The organism is Desulfobacula sp. (assembly GCF_014237455.1).
Taxonomy (GTDB): domain Bacteria; phylum Desulfobacterota; class Desulfobacteria; order Desulfobacterales; family Desulfobacteraceae; genus Desulfobacula.
Genome location: NZ_JABZFL010000058.1, coordinates 23,365 through 47,855, shown reverse-complemented (window position 1 = coordinate 47,855; position 24,491 = coordinate 23,365). Strand labels below are relative to the sequence as shown.

Below are 24,491 nucleotides of genomic sequence, written 5' to 3'. Positions count from 1 at the left end.
ATGGAGTGAAAAACATGTTTACTGATGACCAGCAGGAGGAGACCGTAAGCAAAAAAACATATTTTTTGTTAATGGATAACTATTTTTTATTGACTTACTTTCTTATAGGCGCTCAAACAATTTGCCGTCTTAACCATTCCAGATCTTTGGAACTTTTATAACCTTTCAGGTCACGCGCAAAAATTACAGGCAAACCGGTTGGACAAGACACTCCTGAATCTCCTTGATACCCTAATCCCCATCCACCCTGACATTCCCATTGATGGCTTTATCACTCATGTTCAGGATCAAACCATGAAAAAATGCCTGAATTGGGGATATCCCTTTACATCATTTTTCTGGTATGGCAAGGTGATTTGAGCGTTTATTAAAAGTAAATTTGAAAACTGTATTAGATGCTTTAATATGATATCATAAAGAAAATATATAGCGGTATTATGCAGATTTTTTTCTGCATAATATGATACGTTATGATTTTATTGCAAAATTTTCTTCTTTAAATAGTGGTGCTAATGAAAAATAGAATAGCTGTAACTTTTCAAGGAAATGATTGCATTCGGATAATTCCAATGCCACCGAAAAATGGAAATGCAGAAATCAAATTCCATTTTTTTGATGACTCATACATAATTCGAAAATTCGATTTCAACCAAAAAGAAGGTGGGTTAATATACATTCCCATAGATCATGGGCAAGCTGAACACGAAATATCATATCACAGCGCTAATGATTATCATCCAACCCCCGTTTTATTGCCAAAATACAAAGACGAAAAAAAACGGACACTAATTAGCGATGAAATAATTAATTTAAGTCTGGCAGAAATAATCGTTCCTATACCAATTTGTAGGTTTACAACCAATATTGCCCCAAAAAGAAAGTATCGAACGAAAGACCAACATTGGGCAATTGAGCTATCTGACAGATATAATACTGCTGACATATATATAGCTGGAAAGGATTATAACTTTGAGGAGATGAGTAAGAAATTTCCTATGATCCTTAACTTTCTATTTCCCATCACAACTGTCGATTTCCTTGTTTATGGTTCAGGTATGGCCACTGAGCCTATCTTTAATAAGATGTTTGAAAATAAAAAACCGATTGTTGCATTCCAGTCAACCATCGTAGGAGATTATCAATTTTTTTGCAGGACTTATCAATTATTCAAAACTGATGCCTTTAGAATGTATTCAAAAGAAGAATACAGCAATAATAATTTCATCGAGTTTTTTAACAACATTGACTACTTGGATCTGCTTGCAACAACGAATATTGCCTACAAGTTGACTCCTTCGAAGACCACTCCCATTAAATCAGCTTACGAATATGACCTTGAAAATCTGAAGAAGATTGGTTTTCGAAGAAAATCAATCTTGAAACTTGAAAAACGATTCTCTAAAAAGAAAAAATTATACGAGGAGCTAAAGAAGTTTAGGTCAGGTATTATAATGGGATCATAACATATTGAAATTATAACCACGGCATTAAGATCGACGGCAAAAAGCCGCCGCGCTTTATGCCGAACGTTAGCTGCACAGGAGTTTGATCATGTTAAAAAAATAGAAGAAGGGCCTTCTTGAAATAATAAAAAATAATGAAATAGACGTGGAAATGTTTTCCGTTAGTGATATTGATGTTGAAGGTGAGAGTGGTCATTTTGAGATAAAGGTAAACAATTCACCATTGAAATTTTTGATTAGAAATTCTTCTGGAAACTTTTATCAATTAGATTGTAATTATACTCTTTTTGCTCCCAATTACCCGATGTCTGGCTTCATCCCAGAACAAGACTGGTTTGACATCGGGCAGATATATAGCCAATTCTCAAATTGGCTAAAAGATACTGTCAAAGAGTACTTTGACGAAATGCTTTTGCCTGATCATTGGCAACAGCTGAACGCTGAAAAGACGATTATTTCTGGTGCTGAGATAAATTCAGATGATATTTCAAAATTTTCAGCCAATGAAAAACAACAATTAAAGCTTTCCATCAATGAATTTCGATTACTGATATTAAAAACTTATAGACCGACACCTGACGAAATAAAAGTGATCGATAGTCGTTTGGAATATTTGGCTGAATCACTGGAAAGACTTAATAAAATAGACTGGCGAGGTTTGGCAATATCTACAGTTATGAGCATTTCAATCGCGCTTTCTTTGGATACTGAAAAAGGGAAACTTTTATTCGGCCTTTTTAAGCAGGTATTCGCAAAGGTTTTACAATTGTTACAATAAAAAAAATCAGCTAACCTTTTTTTTCACAGGACGCCAAAAAACCGGCGCCTGTGAAAATGACGTTAGGTTTCCAATCCAAAGAGTTTTGTTGACATTAAGCACACATTCCATTAGGTTTGATTTATGGAACATTATAAATGGAATAAAGAAAAAAATGAACAGCTTAAAATAGAACGTGGTATGAGTTTTGAACAAATAACCATGCATATTGAACGAGGTGATGTTCTTGATATTGTAGCTCATCCCAACCAAAAGAAATATCCTAACCAGCAATTACTCGTAGTTGAAATTAATAATTATGCCTATCTTGTTCCATTTGTCGAAGATGAAAATGGCAAATTTTTAAAAACAATAATTCCAAGTCGCAAAGCCACTCGTGATTATTTAGGAGGTAAGAATGCATAAAACCAAACTCGATAAAAATGAACAAGAAATTTTGAAATCCTTTGAACAAGGTGAGTGGAAGTCAGTGCAAAATGTCAAAGAAGAAATAATAAAACACCAGCAGTATGCACGTAACACTTTGAAAAAGGATAAAAGGGTTAATATCAGAATCTCTTCTAAAGTTTTGGAAGAGATCCAGGCCCTTGCTGTAGAGAATGGAATTCCTTATCAAACACTTATGTCTAGTGTTCTTCACCGTTACGTTTCGGGCTATCTTATAGACAAACCAAGACCGAACAAACCGCCGGAGCAGACCGGGGGCTAATGAGCGGCTCCAGAAAGTATCGGCTTTAGCCTCAATTTTGATTTTGTCAGTTGAAGGCTGTTTGCCTTGCGGGAGCATATGGATCTTTGCTTATACGGTTCATTTCTTGACACTTTAGTTGCCAATACTATATTAGTTAAAATTTATGATTAAAAAATTGTTTTTTGTCGGGGTTGTTATGTGTAAATCTATAATATGGGCATAAAGGATTATGGAACAGATCAAAGAATCAATTGAGAAAAATTATCTGTTAATCAGCAGTATCCGAAATGAGATTTCAAAAGAACTGGTAGGTCAGGAAAAATTGGTGGACAGTCTTTTGACAGGGCTTTTAACAGGAGGGCATATCCTTATCGAGGGGGTCCCCGGGCTGGCAAAAACAAAAGCGGTAAAAGTGCTGGCTTCCGCTGTGCAGGCAAAGTTCAAGCGAATCCAGTTTACTCCGGATCTTTTACCGGCGGATTTGACCGGTACTGAAATTTATCGCCCCAAAACATCTGATTTTATTACGAGAAAAGGGCCTTTGTTTAACAATATTATCCTGGCAGATGAAATCAACAGGGCGCCTTCCAAGGTCCAGTCCGCACTCCTGGAAGCCATGGAGGAAAAGCAGATAACCATAGGAGACCAAACCTATCTATTGCCGTCTCCTTTTCTGGTTCTTGCCACCCAGAATCCCATTGAACAGGAGGGGACTTATTCTTTGCCTGAAGCCCAGGTGGACCGGTTTATGCTTAAAGTACTCATTGATTATCCCGACAAGGCTCAGGAACTTGTGATCCTTAAAAAGAACAGCTTTCAAAAGCCCGATGCCATCAAGGCGGTCATCAATTGTGACCAGCTTGCCGCTATGGGTGAATTGATCGATCAGATCTATGTGGATGAAAAACTCAAAGAGTATATTGTAGACCTGGTGTTCAGCACGCGGCAGCCTGAGAAATACGGGATGGATGTGGCCGAATATATCGAGTATGGCGCATCTCCAAGGGCCACTATTTTTCTTGCAAAAGCCGCCCGGGTAAATGCATTTTTATCAGGCAGGGCTTATATCACACCCCAGGATATCAAGCTTGTGGGGCCGGACGTATTGAGGCACAGAATTATTTTAAGTTTTGAAGCAGAGGCAGAAGATATCTGTTGTGACGATATCATACAGACTGTTTTTGATTCGGTTGAAGTACCCTAAGGGAAGCAGCACCAGATGATCCCGGCGCATATTATTAAGAAGATAAAGCGGATACACATTAAATCCAGCCGTACGGTAAACAGTATCATGGCAGGACAGTATAAATCCGTGTTCAGAGGCTCGGGTATTGAGTTTGAAGAAGTCCGGGAGTATTGCCCGGGAGATGATGTTAAAACACTGGACTGGAAAGTTTCGGCAAGGCTTGGCAAGCCCTTTATAAAACTTTACAAGGAAGAGCGCGAAAGCATAGTCATGCTGCTGATTGACATGAGTTCCTCTTTGAAGTTCGGGACATTTTCGGGGCCAAAACTCGAGAGAGCCGCCGAGGTGGCATCGGTTCTTGCGTTCAATGCCATTAAAAACAGTGATAAAGTGGGGGCGATTTTTTTTACGGACCGGGTGGAGAAATATATACCGCCTAAAAAAGGCTCCAGCCATATCTGGCGGGTGATAAAAGAGATATTCACTTTTCCGCCCCAGGGAAAAGGAACCCATATATCGGCAGCTCTGGATTATCTGGCAAAAATATCCAAGAAAAGATCTTTTGTCTTTGTCCTGTCCGACTTTCTGGATGACGGGTATTTGAAAAGTCTGAGAACTATCAGGCAACGGCATGAGATCATTGGGGTAATGATATATGATAAAGGGGCGTTCCATCTTCCTTTAAAAGGGATTATCACCCTGTCTGATTTTGAAACCTCCAAAGAATTGGTTTTTGATGGATTTAATAAAAAAATCCGGGAAGAATTTACATCCAGAAAGCGGTCACACTACAAAAAAACATTGAGTATTTTTTTCAAAGCCAAAAGTGATGTGATCGAGCTTGAAGCAGGTGCTTCCGTATCTGATACCTTGCTGCAATACTTCAGGTTCAGGGAGAGGCGGTTAAGGTAAATGCAGGATATCCATGACATAAGGCCCCCGGTCCAGGTTGGTTTTGATCCGATGCTGTTTAAAATTGTCTTAATGGTATTGGGGGGAATTTTTGTCTCAGCAGGCCTGTTTTTTTTGATAAAAAAATGGTTGAAAAAGAGAAAACAACCCAAAGACCTGAAATATCTTTCCGAACCCATGGCACCGTATGAAGCCGCGTTAAAGGAACTCGAATTTCTTTTTCAAAAAGAAATGGTTGATCCAAGACTCTTTTATTTTGATTTGACAGCCGTTCTGCGACAATATATCGGCCGCTCTTATACCATCAATGCCATAGAGATGACCTCACAGGAGTTTGTCAACCACATCAACCGGCTTGATTTTGATAAAGCGGTAAAAAGAGATATTGCAAGGTTTTTCAAATTGTCCGACCCGTTTAAATATGCCGGGACTGTCCCTGAAAAGGACCGGGTAAAAGAAGATCTCTTGTTTATCAAAGAAAAGATTCACCAAATAGAAAAAGATCTGATAAAACTTAAGGAAAAAGAAGAGGAGGCTCAATAATGTTCAGGTTTGCCTCTCCTTTGTTTTTATTATTGTTTTTTGTGGTCGCCCTTGTCTGGTTTCTAAGGCTTAGAAAGAAAAGTACCAGCCATATCAAGGTGTCTTCGTTAAAAGGAGTTGAGCCGCTTTCTCAATCTTTTATGGTGATGCTCTCAAGATTTGTGCCTTTTTTAAAAATAATCGCTCTGATTCTTTTGATTCTTTCCCTTGCAAGACCCCAGTGGGGGGATAAAAAAATAAACGTGACCACAGAAGGCGTTAATATTATCCTGGCCCTGGATCTTTCTGAATCCATGCGGGCCCTTGACTTCAAAAAGGATAAAAAGATTGTAACACGGCTTGAGGCGGTGAAAACTGTGGTCCGGGAGTTTATCATGAAACGGGAAGGGGACCGTATCGGCATGGTCGTTTTTGGATCAAATGCCTTTACCCAGTTGCCTCTGACCCGGGATTATAACACCATTGCCTTTATCCTGGACCACTTGAAAATCGGAGCGGCAGGACCCAGAACAGCCATTGGGGATGCCATTGGAATTTCATTAATGCGGCTTGAAGATATTCAAAGCAAATCCAATATTATTATTTTACTGACAGACGGCAAAAGCAACTCAGGGGAGCTTTCCTGGCAGGATGCTACAAAGATTGCCGCCCAGAGAAAGGTGAAAATTTATACCATTGGGGTAGGAACAAAAGGGGAAGCCCCGTTTCTTGTGGACGGCCTGTTTGGCAAACGGTATGTGTATCAAAAAGTGGATGTGGATCTGGATGCTTTAAAAATAATTGCTAAGCAAACACAAGCTGATTTTTTTGAAGCAGGGGACTTAAAATCTCTTGGGCAGATTTATGAGATGATCAACCGGCTTGAAAAAACAAAGGTAGATGTTGAAAAATGGGTGGAGTACAAGGAATTATATCCCGGGTTGCTCATGGCCGGCCTGATCCTTTTTCTTATGAATATTGGTTTGAGTAATACAAGATTTTTAAGGATACCGTAAATGAAATTTGCCAATCCATATTTGTTGAATTTATTATGGGGTTTAATCCCGGTGTTCGGTATAATGGCATACGGTATTCGGAAAAGAAAAAAAATACTTTCCGGATTTGCTAAGGCTGACATGGTCTCTTTAATTGTTCCCGGGTTTGATCCCAGAAGAAGGTGGATAAAGGCCGTTTTGATCACCATCGGCTTCGGGTTTGCTATTGTTGCCCTGGCAGGGCCGCAACTGGGATACAAATGGGAAAAGACAACTCAAAAAGGGGTGGATATCATGATTGCCCTTGACTGTTCGAAAAGTATGCTGGCACAGGATATTAAACCCAACCGGCTTGAGCGGGCAAAAAGAGAAATTATTGATCTGCTGCACATGATGAAATCCGACAGGGCAGGGCTTGTGGCATTTGCAGGACGTGCTATCCTCCAGTGTCCTCTAACTCTTGACCATGAAGCATTTAATATTTTTTTAAAGGTTCTGGAACCCGGATTTCTGCCGGTTGGCGGCACCAATCTTAATGCAGCGATAAAGACCTGTTATGATGGGTTTGAAGAAGATTCTGATACTGAAAAAGCCATTATTATTATTACGGATGGAGAAAGCACCTCGGGTAATGTGGAAGAGGCAGCTAAAGAGATGGCCAGGCAGGGAATTAAAATATTTAGTATCGGGGTCGGAGATCTTCAGGGCGCACCCATACCCGATGAAAACGGCGGGTTTAAAAAGGATGTATCCGGCAATATTATTTTGTCAAAAGTGGATGAAGAAGGCCTTGAAAAGCTGGCGGCCATGACAGACGGAACCTATGTCAGGTCCGTAGCCGGGGATATGGATCTTGATCTGATTTATAAGGATAAGATCCTTGGAACCATGGACCGAAAGACCCTTACATCAGGGAAGAAAAAGGTCTGGGAAAACAGGTATCAATGGTTTCTTTTTCCGTGCCTGGTTTTATTGTTAATAGAATTTATTTTGTCTTCAAAAAAGAAATTAAAAGGATTGGTCATATTTGTTTTTGTATTTGGCGCCGGTTTTTTTGTTTTTCAGAATGGGCCCGCTTATGCAAAAACGGTTTCTTCCAGCGTTAAACAGGGGATACAAGCCTTTGACGAGCAAAAGTATGAACAGGCTAAAAAACATTTTATTGATGCCCAGCTTGAAAATCCGGAAAATGCAACGCTTTATTATAATATTGGTGCGGCTGCCTATATGAACAAAGAGTATGATCAGGCTAAAAAAAATTTCATTCAGGCTGCAAAAATAGAGGATATCAAACTGCGTCATGATGCACAGTATAACCTTGCCAACACAGACTATCGAATGGGAAAGCTTGATGATGCCATCAAAGGGTATGAAAATATTTTAAAAGAGTTTCCCGAGGACAGGGAAGCAAAAGAGAACCTGGAGTTTGTCAAACAAAAAAAGCAGGAGCAGCAGCAGGAAAAATCGAAATCCGATAAAGACAAGGATGACAAAGAAAAAAAAGAAGGACAAGGCAAGCAGGAAGAGCAAAACCAGGATAAAAACCAGGACAAGAAAGAGCCGAACAAGGGTTCTAAACAAGACAAAAAACAGCCGGAAGAACAAAATCAGCAGAAAGATAAATCTGAAGGAACACCATCTCAACCTCAGGAGAACAAGAATGCAGCCCCTGAAGACAAACAGCCCGAACAGGCAAACCAAAATATGGAAAATATGCTCAACAGGCTTGAAGACAAACCTGGAAAAGCAATGATGCCTGTGTTACAGAAACAACATGTTGAAAAAGACTGGTAATAATATGAATCTGAAAAGAATTTTTTTCATCTCAATGGTGCTGCTGGTGACAATACCTGCAGCCGGTTTTTGTTTTGATGTTACTTCCCATGTGGACAAAACCCGGATTTTTAAGGATGACTCTGTTTTTTTAAAGGTGGAGGTCAACGGCGGGAAAGCAGACCTTGATTTTTCCATGGTCAAGGATTTCAAGGTGATACCTCGGGGGTCTTCTTCAAGTTATAATTATATTAATGGCAAATCCGAAAGAAAGGCAACTTATAATTTTGTCCTGATGCCGCTATCAACTGGAGAGTTAAAGATTCCTGTCATCAAGGCGACACGGGATAGTGAAATTGGTTTTACCCGGGAAATTGTCATCCATGTATCTGACCGGGTGGTGAAACCCGGTGATATCAAGGTATTGTTTGCCAGGGCGGATGTGGCAAACACCCGCCTTTTTGTGGGGCAGCAGTCTGTCTATACATTAAAATTTTTCACTTCAAAAAAATTATCGGGTTTGGGGTTTGAAACTCCGCCTGAATTTAACGGGTTTTCATCAAAACCATTTGAAAAAGAAAAAAGTTATACCCTGGACATTAAAGGTGTCCTTTACAATGTCTCCGAGGTCAACTATGTCATTATCCCTGTCAGGCCGGGGACGTTCAATATTGATCCTGCGGTTCTGATAGCCAGGGTGATGGTGAAATCAAATCGTGATCCGCGGTTTGGGTCTTTTTTTAATGATTCGTTTTTTTCATCTAACAGTTTTAAACCTGTCCGGGTGGCTTCAAATCCGGTCAAAATTGAGGTGTCTCCTGTTCCCCCATATCAGGGCCAAGGTAAGGTTTCAGGCCTTGTCGGCCATTTTGATATTGAGGGAAATATGGATCAAACAAGCCTTAAAGCCGGGGAGTCGGCTACGCTCACCATTAAAATTTCAGGGTCAGGAAATATTATGGATGCAAGTCTTCCTGAAATTGATCTGAATGATGAGGCATTTAAAGTATATGATGACAATCCGGTTGAAACCATTCATCTGACAGAAACCGGATATGAGGGGTTTAAGATATTCAAGAAAGCTATTGTCCCTGTCAATCCCGGGAAATATGTGATCAAACAGGTTCCCCTGATCTATTTTGATGTGGACTTAAAAGCGTATCAAACGGTTTTAACCGATGAAATTAAACTTGACGTTATCCCATCTGAGGAAATGCACCTTGCCGTTAAACCCTTGAATCGCACAACGGATAATTCCGTTGTCAAACAAGAGGTTTCCCTTGTCAATAAAGATATCCTGGAAATAAAAGAAGGGCTTGTGGTGTTGGAAGATTACAGGGAAATTAATCCGTTCTTATTTGTTTTATTGTTGTCGATGCCTGCAATTTTGTTTTCAGGGGTTAAACTTTTTACCATGGTTACAAAAAAGGAATTATCTGTTGAAAAGATAATGGAAGAAAAGGCAAGGCATCATTTAAAACAGGCCCGGAAAATGGGCAGCGGGGAAAAAGGCTTCCTGGGGCATCTTTATTCAAGCCTGGTGGCCCTCATCCTGGCCAAAGGGAAAAAAAGGGGTGAAACCGTCACGATAAAAGAAGCCCAAACCATTTTAACCAGGGCCAATGTGGATAACCTCCGAATAGACCAGATCACCCATCTGCTTGAAACAATTGAATCTGTTCGGTTTGGTGGAAAGAAAATCGATGAAAATAAAGCAAAACAGCTTTTGTCAAAGACAAAACAGGCAATGAAACTGTTTTGTTTTGCATTGGTTTGTCTGGGGGTATTTTCTTTTGTCCCGCAAAAAGCAATGGCTGATCCTACAGCCATATTTATAGACGGGATTAAAAATTACAAGGCCGGTCATTTCAAACAGGCAGCCAAAAAGTTTGAAGCGGTTGCAAAAAGTTCTGTCAAGAACCCCTATCTTTTTTATAATATTGCCAATGCATACCTGAAAGCCAATGATATCGGTCATGCCGTTTTATGGTATGAAAGAGCAAAGGTTTTGGCCCCTAATGATCCTGATCTGAATTTCAACCTTGAGTATGCCAACACCCTTGTGAAAGATAAAAAAGAAAATTCAGTGGATATCATGGATGTTCTCTTCTTCTGGGATAACCTGATTCCTGCAAAAACAATTCAGATCACAGCTGTTTTCTTTTCCTTTGTTTTTTTCACATGGGCGGCAATTAAAGTTGTGAAAAAACAAAGGGTTTTTTCAGGAACCGGCATCATCCTATGTGCTGTATTTTTTCTGGTCACAGTCATCACATGCGTGAATTATTATAAACGGTCTGCACAGCTTTACGCAGTCATTGTGCTGGAAGAAGCAACAGTTCGTTCAGGTGTGACAGACACCTCTACAAAATTGTTCAGCCTTCATGCAGGAACCCGCGTAAGTGTTGAAGAACAAAGAGACGGCTATGTGAAAATACTGTTTTCAAAAGGTAAAGTCGGGTGGGTGAAAACAAAGGAGGCGGTTATTATATAACCATTATTCTTTTGGTTTCTTTTTTTTCATTTTAATATACCAAATTTTTATCTTAATCCAGCACTTCACGTATTTTCCTGGCAAGATCCTTCATCACAATCGGTTTCAATATAAATCTCTTAATACCCAGAGATGTCGCCTTTTCTTCAGACATGATTTCACTGAACCCGGTACAAATCAATATGGGAATATCGGAGCGTATTTTAATCAGCTCAGTTGATAGTTTATCTCCAGGCATATTCGGCATTGCCATATCCGTGATGACTAGATCAAATGTATCGGGGTTAGCCCGAAAAGCTTCAAGGGCTTCAAGGCTGCTGGTACGTGAAGTAACCTGATACCCCAGGCGCTCCAGCACCTGTTTTTCCATTGCAATGATTACTTCTTCATCATCCACCAGAAGAATTTGTTCTGTTCCACCCTGGACTGGTTCTTTAGTCTGGATATTCTGTTTTTTAAAAGAACTTTTTTCTATTGGAAAATAGGCTTTAAATTCCGTTCCTTTTCCAGGCTCGCTGTAGACATGGATACTGCCATCCATGCTTTTAACAATACCATGTACAACCGACAATCCCATTCCAGTTCCTTTGCCTATTGCTTTGGTGGTAAAGAATGGGTCAAAGATTTTTTCTGTCACATTTTTATCCATGCCTGTGCCTGTATCCGATACAGTTAGGCAGGCATAATCACCAGGTGTCATATCAGGAATTATTACGTCCTGTTCACCTAATTCAACTTCTTTGAGGCTGACTTTCAGTTCTCCTCCAGTCTCCTCCATGGCATGGTAGGCATTAGTTGCAAGGTTCATTACAATCTGATGAATTTGTGTGGGATCAGCTTTGATCGCACTACAATCCGCATTGATATCCAGTGTGATATCAATGGTGGTGGGAATGGTGGACCTGATCAGTCTCAATGCTTCCTTGACAACAGGCTGCATCTTCATCAGGATTGCCTCGGTAGTATCCTGACGGGCGAAGCTGAGTATCTGTTTTACAAGGTCCGTGGCTCTCAAGGCACTGGTATGAATTCCGTTCAGGCTGTCCCGGATTGGGCTGTCCTCAGGAATGTCCGCTAATAACATATCTGAATAGCCTAAAATTGGGAAAAGAATGTTGTTGAAATCATGGGCAATACCGCCGGCAAGGGTGCCAATGGTTTCCATTTTTTGGGCTTGTTGGAGTTGGGATTCGAGCTTCTTTTTTTCTGTGATATCAATAAAGCTATCTAACAAGCATTCCTTACCACCCAAGAGTACGGTGGTAACAGTTTTTATAATGGAGATTTCTTCTCCATTTGCCTTAAGCAATATACGCTCTGAGTTATCTATTTTTTGTCCAAGATCGGTAATCGGGCATTTTCCCTTTTCCGCAGGGCAGATATAGTTATGGCACACGTGACCGATAATCTTTTCTTTAGGAGCGCCGATCATTTTGATTGCAGCAGGATTGGCATCAACAATTGTGTGTGTTTCTGCATTGATGACCACGATTCCTGTTTGCATGGAATCCAGTATGGTCTTTAAACGTCTTTCACTATCCTGAAGCTCCTTCTCTGCACTCTTACGTTCGGTGATATCTCGGGTGCTCCCTTGAATATATACGGGATTTCCTGCATCGCCCAATATTATTTTTCCGGTTATCTCGCAGGAGATTTCTTCACCGTTTTTATGATAAATACTCATTTCAAACACTTCGGTCGTCTTTTCAGGCAAGTTGGCCAAAGCATCCGAAATTATTGCCAGTGTTTTTTTCATTTCTTTTGATGAACAATGTTCGGATAATTTGCTCCCCGTCCATTCTTTCGTTGTATAACCGAAAAGAGGGAATACCGCCTGATTGATATAAGTAAATTCCAAATCCAGATTCATCTGCCAGATGCAATCAATTGTGTTCTCTGCTAATAAACGATGTTTTTCTTCGCTTTTCCGCAGTGCTTCCTCAGCCTGCTTGCGCTCGGTGATGTCTGTAGTAGAGCCAAAAACGTGCAATTTCCCGTTTTTTTCAAAACACCTGCCTTTTGAATTAACCCAGATTGTTTGTCCATTGTCTTTTACTAATTCGTATTCGCAATCAATTGGTTTACCTGGCGACATTATTGCTTCTCTGAAAGCATTATTTACCTGTTCCAGGTAATCGGGTTTTATGTAGCCGAAATACTTATCCCAGTCATTTTTCATTGTTCCAGCGGGTAACGCCAATATTTCATCTAAAAAAGGGGAAGTATAAGTGTTCTCAAAAGTTCCGTCGTTTGCAATATCTGCTTTCCAGATAACTATTGCAATATTAGACACAACCTGTTTAAAATTTTCATTGCTTTTTATTAAAGCTTCTTCTGCAAGTCTGTTTTTGTCTCTTTCCTCTTTTAATTTAAGAACATTTTTAATTGCAGGAGTTAATCTTGACAGGTTTTCTTTGATAACATAATTCCAGGCGCCTTTTTTCATGGAATCAACGGCCATCTCTTCTGAAAGGGAACCCGTTACAATAATGAATGGAATATCCGGGATTAGTTTTTTGGCAATTTCCAATGCTTCAAATCCTGTGAATTGGGGTAAGCTATAATCGGAAAGTATAATATCCGGTTTGAAGTTGTGGATAGCTGTGATAAAATTCTTTTCTGTTTCTACCAGCTCAAAAGTAAAATCAAATTTATGCGCTGCCAATTCTTTTTGGATAAGTTCAGCATCAAGCTTGTTATCTTCCAGCATTAATATTTTCATTTTTTTTAGCCTTTACCTATCAGGTGGAGATTCATTCAGGATTGCCCAGAACGAGCCAAGTTCTTTCACTGCTTTCACGAAGTCTTCAAATTCTATGGGTTTTACAACGTAAGCATTAACGCCAAGATCATAGCTTGTTATCAGGTCGCTTTCCATTTTGGAAGAAGTGAGTATAACTACCGGGATATGGCAGAGATCATCACTCTTTTTAATCTGCCTGAGTACTTCCAATCCGTCGACTTTCGGCATCTTCAGATCAAGCAGCACAACAGCCGGATTACCATTTTCCCGATCTTTGTATTCAGCGCGTTTAAAAAGATAATCCAGAGCCTCTTCTCCATCTCTTACCACATCTATCTCATTAGCTAAATTGATATCCTCTAAAGCAGCAAGTGTAAGCTCGATATCTCTCTGGTCATCTTCTGCTAATAGTATTCTTTTCAGGTTTCTCATTTTTTCTCCTTTCCAAAGCTTTTTTTAAAATACTAAATTCACATTTTTCTATCAAGAGCATAAAATTTTATTTTCAAACGTCAGATAATGTAAAAAAGAAAGAAGCGCCTTTATTTATTTTTCCTTCTGCTCTGATGTTCCCGCCATGTTTCGTTATAATACGTTTCACATTTGCCAATCCGATACCTGTGCCCGGAAATTCATTAATATTATGCAAGCGCTGAAAAACATCAAATATTTTACCAACATATTTTTGATCAAAACCAACCCCATTATCTTTGATGAAAAAAATGGCGTTACCGTCTGTATCTTTATCTGTGCCAATATGTATTTCCGGGTTTTTATTATTGCCTGTAAATTTGATGGCATTTGAAATAAGGTTTATCCATGCTTGCTGAATTAATGAAACATCGAGATTAACATCCGGCATATCATCAACCGTGATAGAGATATTATTCTCTTTGATATCAGAATCAAATGTCTGCAATGCTTCATCAATTGCGATTTTCATATTGAATTTGATCTTTTTCATATCTTTTCTGCTTAACCTTGAGAAAATGAGCAGATCATCAATGAGCTTGTTCATTTGTTTGGAAGAATTAATTATGTTATCAAAATAGTTCTGTGATTTTTCATCAATTTTGTTCTTGATATTTTTATTGAGAAGTTTGGTGAATCCGTCAATATGACGCAGCGGCGCGCGAAGGTCGTGTGAAACCGAATAGGAAAAAGCTTCCAGTTTTTTATTTGAAGCTTCTAATTTTCTGTTCGATAAATCAAGTTCTGCTCGTGATTCATTTACATCTTCCAGAAGAAGCGTAAGGGATTGTCGGGATTTTGTAAGTTTCTTTGTTTTTCCTTCTAACTCAATTGTCCGTTCCTTCACTAGCTCTTCCAGGTGATCTCGATATTTTTCCAATTCCCTTATATTATCAAGACCTTTCTGTTGCTCTTCCTTCAATCGTTGATTACGTTCAGCCAGTCTATCTGCCGTATCATTAAAGGTTAAGGCGAGTATCCCAAGCTCATCATGTGAGTTAACGGACAGCCGGTGATTTAGATTTCCTCTCCTGACCTCAGAACACATATCAGTCAAACTCTTAAGCCTGTTTAATATAATTTTTTGGGACAGAAAATATATTAATAAAAATGATAATATTATGCCGAATATATTCAGGTGGAGAACAAACAATATATATTGTCTGACTCTGTCGTTAGATTTTTCAAATGAAAGTTCAAGGTGAAAAATACCAACCACTGTATTTTTGACAATAATGGGGTGCAGTGAAATTTGAACAAGAATTTTGTTCTGTCTGGTAAAAGTTATAATATAACCTTGAAATGCTTTGTCGATCTGTTCCTTGTTAATCTCATATACGGAACCGCCGGTAGTAAAGGCAATACTGCGGTCTTTTTTTATCAGTTCGGCTGATAAAACTTTCTCATTGAGAAGTTTTTCTATTTTTTCCTTTTGTTTTATGCTGCTAAAGCTTAAATCACCACTTTCCAATAAAATTACATAAGATTCAATTCTGTTTGAAGTCAGTTTCCTTTCATCTTCTATTCTATGCTGAATTGATAATATACTGATGATTATCATCACCAGAACAAACGGCATCATAGTAAATACAAATATTTTCGTTCTTAAGCTCAAATCAGATATTTTACTTTTTTTCATTTAACTTCTTTCATAATCTCATCATAAGCCTGCTGAGCAGTTATATTTTTGTCTAACAGCTGCAACAGTTTTTCGTTAATATTCTGCTGCAAAAGCCGGTTCTTTTTTCCTAAGATGTATCCTGCATTAGCGCTATAATGAACATTGCTGCCATATTTATCTGTAATTCTTGTAATGAATTGATCAAAAGGGTCATCGCCGATATCAGAAGAACTTATATTACCGACCAGTCCTGTCGGCGCTTTTGCATAGCGCACCCATTTCTCGGCAACCTGTGGTCTGCTCCAGAACATCAAGAGCTTAATTGCTTCTTCTTTATTGGCACCATCTTTCATTACAGCCCATGCTTGAATAAAGCTCCCAAGATAATAGTCCACTTTCTGAAACACTGGTAGCTCGACAGGAACCATCTTTGCCGTCTTTTCTTTGTCTATCCCCATCCAGTGGCTGTACATCCAGGCCCCCCGTACATCAAAGAGGCATTTTCCTTCTAAGGGATAGTGGCGTGTCTGAAACCACGGGCTCGATGTGTGGGAGTCTAACAATGGGATATACCGCCCCATCTCCTCAAAAGCCTGAAAAGTCTTAAGGAGAGCTGCGTTCTTCTTGTTGGAACCTACCCCTTCCTTTGCCATGTCGAAATTTCCAAGTTCCGATTTGAACAGGCTCTGGAATAGTGTTTCAGACGACAAGAAATCATTGCATTCGTATAATGCGCGAATATTCGTATCATGCTTCTTGTTGTACTGATCAACAGCTTTAAGATACGAGAGAAGGTCGTCGTAAGTCATATCGGCATGTTTTACTTCGATATCCATATTTTCGGCGACATCTTTGTTATAATACATCAGGAAGTAAAAACCCTCGATGTATGGACCAATGATTATACCTCCGGTCTGTTCCCTGTAAATAGGATTATCTATGATGAACGATTTCTGCGTTTGCTTAAAACCATCTACCTCTTCGAAATTCACAAGATGTTTCTGTCCCCAATGTGGATCTCGCAGTTCTTCGGCGACGTACTGGTAAATGCGATCGTCCAGCCAAACAACATCCCATTTTATATCACCGGTTTCTATCATCTTAACAATATATTTAGCCATTTCCTGTTTGCCGCGAAGTCCCATTATGTGCTGTGGATATTTGAGATTGATATCAATATCAGGATTCATCAGTTCGAAGTCCTGAGCAACTTCTTGCACAAGGGTTTCGCGGCCATATTCAAGAAGCCAGTGACCTATCCAATTCAGTCTTTTTTCGGTTTGTTTGGAAGTTTCCTTAAAATCATCTCTTTTCTTTACGGTCGGCGCATCATTATCAGCACACCCAATCAGGAGCAATATTAATAAAACACATGAAATAAGTTTCGATTTCATAGAATTATGCCAACCCCTTTTATTTTATCTCAAGCTTCTTTATTTTATCTTTCAGTTCTTTTATTCTGAATTCTCTGTCCTCAAATAATCTATTATAGCGTTCTAATTCTTTGTTTTTGTCTTCCAGTTCCGTTGTGCGTTCTTTGACCAATTCTTCCAAATGCTCTTGGTGTTTTTTGAGTTCTTCCTCTGCCCGCATCCGATCGGTGATGTCCCGTAGTGTCTCAATAGCCCCTATGATATCCCCATTTTGAGCTTTCAGCGGAGTAACACTAAAGGAAAGCCATTTCCCTTTTTCTCCCATATCCGGAAAGAAATCTTCCGCTTCAAAAGCGCCTTCTATAAGCAAAGATCTTCTGAATTTACCACGGTAATATTTATTTAACTCTTTATCCGGGAGTTTATTGAGTATAATATCTGCCATTACCGGTCTTTGTTCAGAATAGAAAGGTTTCCACTGGTTTTTTGTACCGATCATTTCTTTTGCAGTAATTTCTGTTAGATTTTCAGCAGCTTTGTTCCAATGTGTTATTATGTGTTCTTTGTTGATAACAAATGTTGCTATGGAGTTTCCCTGAATGATCTGAAAAAGTTCTTCTTCGCTTCCTCTTAAAGCAATTTCACCTTCTTTTTGTCTGCGCAGGATCTTTGAGGTAATCAGTCCACATACCAGGCAAAAAATGAAGAAAAAGGTTCTTGTAAAAATATTATACTTCGGGATATCCATCGCCAGAAGGTCGATAAATGAATCGCCCTTATGAAAAGCAAAGGCATAAAAGGCACTGTCCATCAGCCAGAACAAACATCCCAGCAATAAAAAAAGACTGATTATGTAACCGGTTTTTCTGCTATCAATATATCCTTTCAATTTAAAAAATATTCTTACGTGGCTGACAGTCAAAAGCACATCCGCTAAAAGTAAAATTATAAAAGCCACTGCCGCCTGTTTAATCGTAACAAAAACAGAGAAATGCAGGGGAATCGTGTCGGGTGCGTTCGATGCCCAGCCCCAGGACGGCGGATTCTGGGTAATTGCCCATCTGCTTAATGTTAATAAATTTATCGAGTTGAGAATTCGGAATGGGATTTCCACAATGTACATACTCAACCACCATTTGTAAGTTTTCTGCTTTCTGCGAAGCTCTGCAAATATACCATGCCAGACAACCCATAGCGTAAATGGCGGTACAACCAGAAGAATTGCATAACCATTACTCGGCCCCCACAGCCACCACATGCTCTGGCAGCCACCCGTCAGAGCAGAAAGCAATCCGTATTTCCACCCCCAGCTCAAGGTTATAAGTATGGGGAATAACAGTCCAAATAATATGGCAGCAGTGTATTCCCCAAAAGGGAAAATAATTGTATGGAAGTTACAGAAAAAACCAAAAAGGCCAAAAAGAATTGAGATAGATATTTTATAGATATTTTCTTTGTTTTGACTAATCATTTCAAATCCCTTTTTTTCTGAACTTAGGGGTCTTTTTTTTGAGAGTATTTCATATCATCAATTTCAGTCATATTACTGAAGTTTAGAAACACCATATAAGCGGTTGATGTTCAGCTGGAAAATAATTTGATCTCAGTATATCAAAACTTTAAGAATACTGCAAATAACCCGATTTTAATAGAAATCAATTTTCAAAATCCTTAATGTATTCTTCTATTTAAAATTGTTGAAAGGTTTAATAGTTCTGCGATCTGCCCGGCTATCTGAACACGGCTATCTGAACTATTTGACATCAATAAAAGCACCTGTTATCTTTGATTATTTTCTTTTCAATCTTAAAAAGGAAAGGAGCATATCATGGAAAAAAAAGTTCTTGTTCCGGTGGCCCAGGGTGTGGAGGAAATGGAAGCCATCACCATAATTGATGTTCTTCGACGGGCAGGTGCAAGTGTTATTGCAGCATCTGTGGATGAGATCAATATCAAAGCATCAGGAGGCATCGAATTTAAAGCAGACAGACTGATCAAAGACTGTATGGATGAACAATTTGATTTGATTGCCCTTCCGGGCGGTATCCCCGGAGCCAATAATCTTCGTGATTCAAAAGAGCTTAAAGTTCTTCTTGGAAAACAGGCAGACCAGCAAAAATATTATGCTGCCATCTGTGCTTCTCCCGCGATTGTACTACATCATCACGGGCTTGTCACCCCGGGTAAGGTGACCTGCCATCCCGGGTTTGTGGATATGATTGATAATGGCAATATTGTCGAATCAAACGTTGTGGTGGATGGGAATTGTATCACCAGTCGGGGAGCTGGGACAGCATGCGATTTTGCATTGAAACTTGTTGAATTGTTGTATTCTAAGGAAAAGAAAAAAGAGGTGGCACAAAGTCTTGCATTATCTGTTGATTAATCGAGGCGCTTGACGTCATCCGGTACTGACGCCTGAATTCTTTTTTCATGGGTGTAGACATTAAACCGGTTGTTCCTTGCAAACCCGATAAGGGTCAGTCCTGCTTTGTCTGCAAGTTTAATAGCGCTAAGAGTAGGCGCAGCATTGGAAATAACAATGGGAATGCCGGTTTTAATTATTTTGCCGATAATTTCAAGGGACATCCTGCAACTGACCGTTGCAATTTTATCCCGTGTGTCCATCTCTTTTAACAGGATATCCCCTGCCAGTTTGTCAAGGGCGTTGTGCCGGCCGATATCTTCATAATAAGATAGGATTTTTGACGAATTGCAGAGTCCCGCACTGTGAACTGCGCCGGTCTTATGAAACAGTTCGGAATGGTCCCAGTGCAGTTGAATCAAAGTCAGCACCTGATCATAAGTGATCCTGAGGTGATCCTCTGGGCAGGATGAAAAAAGGTCTGCTGGGTCCTGTAGCAGTGTCCCACCCGATGATCCCTTGACCTGATGGCCTTTTTCGAATTCGGTTAACCTTTCCTGCGCCCGGTCATCCAGTGTGATATGGCACTGGTTTCTTTCTTTAAAAAACTCAATGGCCTCTACATCTTTTTTTTTATGAACAATGCCCTGGGTAAATAAAAACCCCACAGCAAGTGCCTCAGTATCCGTCATGGAAAACACCATCTGAAAGGCTTTATTTTTATTAATAAATATTTCAAGGATGTCTTCATCAATAATGCTGTCTTTCATCAGGATTTTTTTGTTATCTTTAATTCTGGTGATATCAACCTGTTTGACGATATGTTTTCTGTCCATGTGTCTCTCCAATACAGGTCCAGGCCAATCAAAATGATCGCTTACGCTTATTAAGCCTTTTTTTCTATTTTTCTTTTTTCATCATCCCTGACTTCACGGCGCAACAGCTTGCCAACTTTTGATTTAGGCAACATATCCCTGAACTCCACATACCCCGGAACCTTGTATGACGCAAGCCTTTCGCTGCACCAACGGATCAGTTCAACACCGCCGACACCTCTTGCATCTTCTTTCAGCACCACAATGGCCTTGATGCGTTCCCCCGTCTTTTCATCGGGAACCCCTATGACACAGGCATTAATCACCGTGGGATGATCCTGCAGCACGGCCTCGATCTCAGAAGCCGATACCCTGTAGCCCTTGTGCTTGATCACATCAGCCGATCTTTCCATGTAAACCAGTTCACCATCGGGTTTGCAGCTGACATAATCGCCCATCCTGCAATAGATTTTGTTATTGACCTTTATATAAGTTTTTTGAGTTTCTTCAGGCTTTTCATAATATTCTTTCATAGAATAAGGCGAGGTGACGAAAAGCTCACCGTTTTCCCCGTCCTCAACACACTCCAGTGTAACGGGGTCCATTACGATACATTCCCGGCTTTTCAAGGGATACCCGATGGAAGAGCCCGAAGAAGGTTCAGTCCCTATTTTGCTGTAGGTCACGTGTCCCGCTTCTGTAGAACCGTAAACCTGGTATATGGGAAGATCATATTTTTCTTTGAACCGGTTCATGACCTTGCCCGGCAGGACATCCCCGCCGCAGAAACAATAGGCCAGAGATGACAGATCATACTGGTCCAGACGGTCATTTTCCAGGATCATCCGGTACAGGGCCGGGACCCCTAAAAGCCACCTGACTTTGTATCTTTGCATAGACTCTAAAATGGCATCCACCTGGGGCTGTGGCATGAGGACGACCATGTTGCCCTTATTTAACCCAATGGCCATAAAAAATCCCAGGGCCATGATATGGAACAGTGGATTAATTCCAATATAGATATCTTCACCTTCTTTTAAATGGTCCCCTGCCACATCATAGGTCACATCATTGATATAGGATGTGGAGCCGATATGGTTGCCTGGCACCCCCTTGGGAAAGCCTGTAGTGCCGCCTGTATAGAGAATATAGGACAGGTCGGTGACAGGATCAATCTTTATATCCTCTTTTAGGGGGTCTGCTTTAAGAATTGATTTAAAGGATAAAATTTTGTCATTATAGTTTACCCTGCCATTGGGAACCTTATCAAACAAAAGGCCCAGGCCTCTTTTCCAGGCCGGTAGAAGATCCACAAGATTGGTCACAATGGCCCGCTTCAACTTTGTACTTGCAAAGATTTCTTTTACATACCCGAAATTGGTATCCATGCAGATAATGGTTTGGGCCCCTGAATTATTGATCATATATTTGATTTCATGGGAAGTATAAATCGGGGAAACAGGCACTATGACTGCCCCTGCCCTCTGGATGCCAAGATAGGTAACCACCCACTGGATGCAGTTGGGGATATATAAGAGTATCTTGTCTCCTTTTCGCACACCAAGATTTTTTAATCCGCCGGCAAAGCGCTCGCTTAAGTTTTTCAGGTGTTTATAGGTAAAATGTTCACCCAGATATAACACGGCCGTGTTTTGCGGATATTTTTCACTCATCAGGTCAAATCTTGTAAAGGAGAGTTCCTTTTCAAGCGGTATGATATTTTTCGTCATTTAGGATGACTCCTTTTTTATGAAACACCAAAGTATGCAGACTTTACATCTGGATTATTCATGAGTTCCTCCCGTGTTCCTTCCATGACAGCCGCCCCGTTTTCAAGGATATAGGCATAATCTACAATGGGGAATACAGGTCGGGCATACTGCTCTGCTATGATTATGGAGATCTTTTTTTCCTTCTGGATGGCTTTGGTCGACTTGATCAGGGTGGCCTGCATCAAAGGACTTAACCCTAAAAGCGGCTCATCCAGCAAAAGGACCTTTGGCTGGGCCATCAATGCCCTTCCTATGGCCACCATCTGCTGCTCACCGCCGCTTAGAAATCCGCCCAGACGATTCTTAAGTTTCTGCAAAGCAGGGTATACTTCCATAACATACTCCAGGGTGTGTTTCGCCTGGGCCTTGGTGGCCAAATATCCGCCGATACGAAGGTTTTCCAGCACAGAGCTTTCCTTGAATAACCGCCGTCTTTCAGGGCAGAGAACAATTCCGGCCTTTGCCCGAAGGCTGGGTTTCAGGTTCATGATGTTCTGGCTCTGAAATATGACTTCCCCTCTCAGGGTAATCCGTTCACCCCCTGCCATCAATTCTTTTTTCCGGATATCCAGCATAATTCCGGATAAGGAATACATGAGCGTGGATTTGCCGGCAGAGTTTGCTCCGAATATACCAACGATTTGGCTTTCATCACATTTAATGCTGATATTGTTCAGAGCGATCATGTTTTCGTAAAATACCATTAAATCGTGGGCTTCAAGCATATGTCATGACCTCCTCAACCTCTTCAGATCCAAAATAGGCTTCCTTGACCTTTTTATCTGCCATGACGTCTAAAGGTGTCCCTTCGATGAGTTTTTCGCCGAAATTCAGGACCATGACACGGTTGGCCACCTGAAAAAGCTCCCTTAAGCGGTGCTCAATCATTACAATGGTAATCCCCTCATCCTGGAGCCGTTCAATCAAGGGGACCATGGAGGCAATCTCGCTCATGGAAAGCCCTGAAAACACTTCATCACAGATAATGATCTCAGGTTTGAGGGCAAGACATCTGGCAAGTTCCAGCCGCTTTAGGTAGCCTGTAGGCAGAGTGGACGTTTTTTTAAACGGGATATAAGAGTCCCTTTCAAACCCGATATCTTCTAGTATATCAATGGCAATCGTCTGCCTATTGCCAAGGTTTCCGCCACCTCGCCAGCCCCCTGTCCGCTTGGCTCTGGGTGAAAAAAGCGGGATTACAAGATTTTTATAGGCAGGCAGGCTGTAATATGGTCGCATGACCTGGAAGGTTCTTGTCACACCCATGTCGGCAATTTTGTGCGGTGGTCTGCCCGTGATATCTTTGCCTCTGAAAAAAACTTTGCCCGAGGTGGGCTTGATAAAGCCTGTAATACAATTAACAATAGTGGTTTTTCCTGATCCGTTGGGTCCGATAATGCCTAAAACATCTCCAGGGAAAACATCAAAACTGACATCCTTTAGTGCCTTGACACCACCGAACCTTTTGGAGAGCCCGTTCATTTTTAGAATAGGATCTGTCATATTTTGGTCCACCTTTCAAATTGTTCATATTTTCTTTGTCCAAATTCCATGATACCCCCACTTTTGAAAAGGATGAATCCCACAAGGATGGATGCATAAAATACGATCCTTAATGTTCCAAAATCCCTTAAAAGCTCTGAGACAGGAACCAGGATCAGACACCCTAAAATAGGTCCCACAAGCGTTCCTGACCCACCGATGACCGTGGCAGCAATGGGAAGGATGGAAAAATCAAGGGCAAACTGGGAAATGCCCGACCACATGTAGATATGGGTGAGACACGCCCCTGCCATGCACCCCATGGCAGAGGCGATGAACACGGCCAGGGCCTTGTATCGGGTAATGTCTATACCCGAGGCCTTTACGGCCTGGTCATTGTCCATGATGGCCGTAAAGATCAGCCCCCGATCTGTTGTGACAAAACGCCGTAGGCCAAACAGGAAAATCAGCACCATGCCGATCACAAAATATTGTTCCGCAAAGGAGGAAGAAAAACTATCAATCCCCACCAGTCCGTCAGTACCCCCGAAAATGTCAAACGCTTCAATGACTCTTGCCATAAATAGAGGATACATTAATGTTACAATAGCAAAGTATACTCCTTTTAAGGGGAGGCAGGGCAAGAGCATGAGTGTGCAAAAAATACCGCCGATAATGGCAGCCAGAGGAACGGTGAGAAACGGGGGGATTGAAAAATAAGAATTTAAGATCCCGGCAATATACCCCCCTGTTCCAATAAAAAAAGCACCTCCCAGAGAGACCAGCCCCACATAATGGGCCAGAAAATCAAAACTCAAGGCCAGTATGGCATAAATACAGACAATTGATATGACCCGCTGCCAGTACATGTCCGGCATCAGAAACGGGAGGGACAGCATTCCTGCAATCATAATAAATCGGGGCAAGGTCAAATAGGAAAGTTCCCGCCAGGACATTAACGCATAAAGTCCGTCCGACCTGACCTTGATCCCGCGATTTATTCGTTCTTTTCTTGATTCTTGAGTGCTCACTTTT

The 24,491-nt window shown here is 40.6% G+C and carries 22 protein-coding genes; 12 read left to right on the top strand and 10 right to left on the bottom strand.

The window, feature by feature from the left end; genetic code table 11:
- Positions 1–198 precede the first annotated feature (198 nt).
- The 11 genes from HGJ91_RS08840 to HGJ91_RS08790 all read left to right on the top strand — a co-directional run bounded on the left by HGJ91_RS08840 (position 199) and on the right by HGJ91_RS08790 (position 10,814).
- Positions 199–360: a hypothetical protein gene (locus HGJ91_RS08840; RefSeq protein ID WP_291347354.1), complete on the top strand. Its 162-nt coding sequence runs from the start codon at positions 199–201 to the stop codon at positions 358–360.
- A gap of 209 nt (positions 361–569) precedes the next feature.
- Positions 570–1,463, top strand: a complete 894-nt coding sequence (locus HGJ91_RS08835) for a hypothetical protein (RefSeq protein ID WP_291347353.1) — start codon at positions 570–572, stop codon at positions 1,461–1,463.
- A 145-nt stretch (positions 1,464–1,608) separates the two neighbouring features.
- Positions 1,609–2,241 (top strand): hypothetical protein, encoded by a 633-nt coding sequence (locus HGJ91_RS08830; protein ID WP_291347352.1) that lies wholly within the window; start codon positions 1,609–1,611, stop codon positions 2,239–2,241.
- A 123-nt stretch (positions 2,242–2,364) separates the two neighbouring features.
- A complete protein-coding gene (locus HGJ91_RS08825; protein ID WP_291347351.1) occupies positions 2,365–2,646 on the top strand; it encodes a toxin in 282 nt (93 codons plus the stop codon).
- Positions 2,639–2,950 carry a CopG family antitoxin gene (locus HGJ91_RS08820; protein WP_291347350.1) on the top strand — a complete coding sequence of 104 codons (312 nt, stop codon included), beginning with the start codon at positions 2,639–2,641 and terminating at the stop codon, positions 2,948–2,950. Before HGJ91_RS08825 ends, HGJ91_RS08820 begins: the two co-directional genes overlap by 8 nt.
- Positions 2,951–3,161: 211 nt before the next feature.
- The gene (locus HGJ91_RS08815; RefSeq protein ID WP_291347349.1) at positions 3,162–4,136 is read left to right on the top strand and encodes a MoxR family ATPase; all 975 of its coding nucleotides are present in this window, start codon (positions 3,162–3,164) and stop codon (positions 4,134–4,136) included.
- Positions 4,137–4,151: 15 nt separating this feature from the next.
- Positions 4,152–5,030: a DUF58 domain-containing protein gene (locus tag HGJ91_RS08810; RefSeq protein ID WP_291347348.1), complete on the top strand. Its 879-nt coding sequence runs from the start codon at positions 4,152–4,154 to the stop codon at positions 5,028–5,030.
- Positions 5,031–5,573, top strand: coding sequence for a hypothetical protein (locus HGJ91_RS08805; protein ID WP_291347347.1), 543 nt, complete (start codon positions 5,031–5,033; stop codon positions 5,571–5,573).
- A complete protein-coding gene (locus HGJ91_RS08800) occupies positions 5,573–6,568 on the top strand; it encodes a VWA domain-containing protein (protein ID WP_291347346.1) in 996 nt (331 codons plus the stop codon). Before HGJ91_RS08805 ends, HGJ91_RS08800 begins: the two co-directional genes overlap by 1 nt.
- Positions 6,569–8,341 carry a VWA domain-containing protein gene (locus HGJ91_RS08795; RefSeq protein ID WP_291347345.1) on the top strand — a complete coding sequence of 591 codons (1,773 nt, stop codon included), beginning with the start codon at positions 6,569–6,571 and terminating at the stop codon, positions 8,339–8,341.
- A 4-nt stretch (positions 8,342–8,345) separates the two neighbouring features.
- On the top strand, positions 8,346–10,814 hold the full coding sequence (locus tag HGJ91_RS08790) for a BatD family protein (protein ID WP_291347344.1): 2,469 nt from the start codon (positions 8,346–8,348) through the stop codon (positions 10,812–10,814).
- A 52-nt stretch (positions 10,815–10,866) separates the two neighbouring features.
- Here HGJ91_RS08790 and HGJ91_RS08785 read toward each other — a convergent pair whose 3' ends face one another.
- From HGJ91_RS08785 to HGJ91_RS08765, 5 genes are all read right to left on the bottom strand, one after another.
- On the bottom strand, positions 10,867–13,536 hold the full coding sequence (locus HGJ91_RS08785) for a PAS domain S-box protein (protein WP_291347343.1): 2,670 nt from the start codon (positions 13,534–13,536) through the stop codon (positions 10,867–10,869).
- A 12-nt stretch (positions 13,537–13,548) separates the two neighbouring features.
- Entirely contained in the window at positions 13,549–13,989 is a 441-nt protein-coding gene (locus HGJ91_RS08780; protein ID WP_291347342.1) for a response regulator, read from the bottom strand.
- 73 nt (positions 13,990–14,062) lie between these two features.
- Positions 14,063–15,667, bottom strand: a complete 1,605-nt coding sequence (locus HGJ91_RS08775) for an ATP-binding protein (protein ID WP_291347341.1) — start codon at positions 15,665–15,667, stop codon at positions 14,063–14,065.
- On the bottom strand, positions 15,664–17,043 hold the full coding sequence (locus tag HGJ91_RS08770) for an ABC transporter substrate-binding protein (protein ID WP_291347340.1): 1,380 nt from the start codon (positions 17,041–17,043) through the stop codon (positions 15,664–15,666). Before HGJ91_RS08770 ends, HGJ91_RS08775 begins: the two co-directional genes overlap by 4 nt.
- 19 nt (positions 17,044–17,062) lie before the next feature.
- Entirely contained in the window at positions 17,063–18,493 is a 1,431-nt protein-coding gene (locus HGJ91_RS08765) for a PAS domain-containing protein (protein ID WP_291347339.1), read from the bottom strand.
- Positions 18,494–18,850: 357 nt separating this feature from the next.
- Here HGJ91_RS08765 and HGJ91_RS08760 point away from each other — a divergent pair, with 357 nt between their 5' ends.
- Positions 18,851–19,408 (top strand): DJ-1 family glyoxalase III, encoded by a 558-nt coding sequence (locus tag HGJ91_RS08760; protein ID WP_291347338.1) that lies wholly within the window; start codon positions 18,851–18,853, stop codon positions 19,406–19,408.
- On the opposite strand, the gene fdhD is transcribed toward HGJ91_RS08760, so the two are convergent.
- From fdhD to HGJ91_RS08735, 5 genes are read right to left on the bottom strand one after another with little or no spacing between them, the layout of a single operon-like run.
- Positions 19,405–20,223, bottom strand: coding sequence for a formate dehydrogenase accessory sulfurtransferase FdhD (gene fdhD / locus HGJ91_RS08755; protein ID WP_291347337.1), 819 nt, complete (start codon positions 20,221–20,223; stop codon positions 19,405–19,407). The two genes, HGJ91_RS08760 and fdhD, sit on opposite strands and share 4 nt — an antisense overlap.
- A gap of 50 nt (positions 20,224–20,273) precedes the next feature.
- Complete coding sequence (locus HGJ91_RS08750) at positions 20,274–21,932, bottom strand: class I adenylate-forming enzyme family protein (protein WP_291347336.1); 1,659 nt, start codon at positions 21,930–21,932, stop codon at positions 20,274–20,276.
- Between the two features lie 17 nt (positions 21,933–21,949).
- The gene (locus HGJ91_RS08745) at positions 21,950–22,699 is read right to left on the bottom strand and encodes an ABC transporter ATP-binding protein (protein ID WP_291347335.1); all 750 of its coding nucleotides are present in this window, start codon (positions 22,697–22,699) and stop codon (positions 21,950–21,952) included.
- Positions 22,692–23,477, bottom strand: a complete 786-nt coding sequence (locus tag HGJ91_RS08740) for an ABC transporter ATP-binding protein (protein ID WP_291347334.1) — start codon at positions 23,475–23,477, stop codon at positions 22,692–22,694. Before HGJ91_RS08740 ends, HGJ91_RS08745 begins: the two co-directional genes overlap by 8 nt.
- Complete coding sequence (locus HGJ91_RS08735) at positions 23,474–24,487, bottom strand: branched-chain amino acid ABC transporter permease (RefSeq protein WP_291347333.1); 1,014 nt, start codon at positions 24,485–24,487, stop codon at positions 23,474–23,476. Before HGJ91_RS08735 ends, HGJ91_RS08740 begins: the two co-directional genes overlap by 4 nt.
- Positions 24,488–24,491: the final 4 nt, after the last annotated feature.

Coding starts and splice junctions, on each gene's coding strand:
- HGJ91_RS08750 (WP_291347336.1), bottom strand. CDS start 21,932: ATGACGAAAAATATCATACCGCTTGAAAAGGAACTCTCCTTTACAAGA.
- HGJ91_RS08810 (WP_291347348.1), top strand. CDS start 4,152: ATGATCCCGGCGCATATTATTAAGAAGATAAAGCGGATACACATTAAA.
- fdhD (WP_291347337.1), bottom strand. CDS start 20,223: ATGGACAGAAAACATATCGTCAAACAGGTTGATATCACCAGAATTAAA.
- HGJ91_RS08815 (WP_291347349.1), top strand. CDS start 3,162: ATGGAACAGATCAAAGAATCAATTGAGAAAAATTATCTGTTAATCAGC.
- HGJ91_RS08800 (WP_291347346.1), top strand. CDS start 5,573: ATGTTCAGGTTTGCCTCTCCTTTGTTTTTATTATTGTTTTTTGTGGTC.
- HGJ91_RS08775 (WP_291347341.1), bottom strand. CDS start 15,667: ATGAAAAAAAGTAAAATATCTGATTTGAGCTTAAGAACGAAAATATTT.
- HGJ91_RS08820 (WP_291347350.1), top strand. CDS start 2,639: ATGCATAAAACCAAACTCGATAAAAATGAACAAGAAATTTTGAAATCC.
- HGJ91_RS08790 (WP_291347344.1), top strand. CDS start 8,346: ATGAATCTGAAAAGAATTTTTTTCATCTCAATGGTGCTGCTGGTGACA.
- HGJ91_RS08780 (WP_291347342.1), bottom strand. CDS start 13,989: ATGAGAAACCTGAAAAGAATACTATTAGCAGAAGATGACCAGAGAGAT.
- HGJ91_RS08765 (WP_291347339.1), bottom strand. CDS start 18,493: ATGATTAGTCAAAACAAAGAAAATATCTATAAAATATCTATCTCAATT.
- HGJ91_RS08740 (WP_291347334.1), bottom strand. CDS start 23,477: ATGACAGATCCTATTCTAAAAATGAACGGGCTCTCCAAAAGGTTCGGT.
- HGJ91_RS08795 (WP_291347345.1), top strand. CDS start 6,569: ATGAAATTTGCCAATCCATATTTGTTGAATTTATTATGGGGTTTAATC.
- HGJ91_RS08770 (WP_291347340.1), bottom strand. CDS start 17,043: ATGAAATCGAAACTTATTTCATGTGTTTTATTAATATTGCTCCTGATT.
- HGJ91_RS08785 (WP_291347343.1), bottom strand. CDS start 13,536: ATGAAAATATTAATGCTGGAAGATAACAAGCTTGATGCTGAACTTATC.
- HGJ91_RS08760 (WP_291347338.1), top strand. CDS start 18,851: ATGGAAAAAAAAGTTCTTGTTCCGGTGGCCCAGGGTGTGGAGGAAATG.
- HGJ91_RS08835 (WP_291347353.1), top strand. CDS start 570: ATGCCACCGAAAAATGGAAATGCAGAAATCAAATTCCATTTTTTTGAT.
- HGJ91_RS08745 (WP_291347335.1), bottom strand. CDS start 22,699: ATGCTTGAAGCCCACGATTTAATGGTATTTTACGAAAACATGATCGCT.
- HGJ91_RS08825 (WP_291347351.1), top strand. CDS start 2,365: ATGGAACATTATAAATGGAATAAAGAAAAAAATGAACAGCTTAAAATA.
- HGJ91_RS08805 (WP_291347347.1), top strand. CDS start 5,031: ATGCAGGATATCCATGACATAAGGCCCCCGGTCCAGGTTGGTTTTGAT.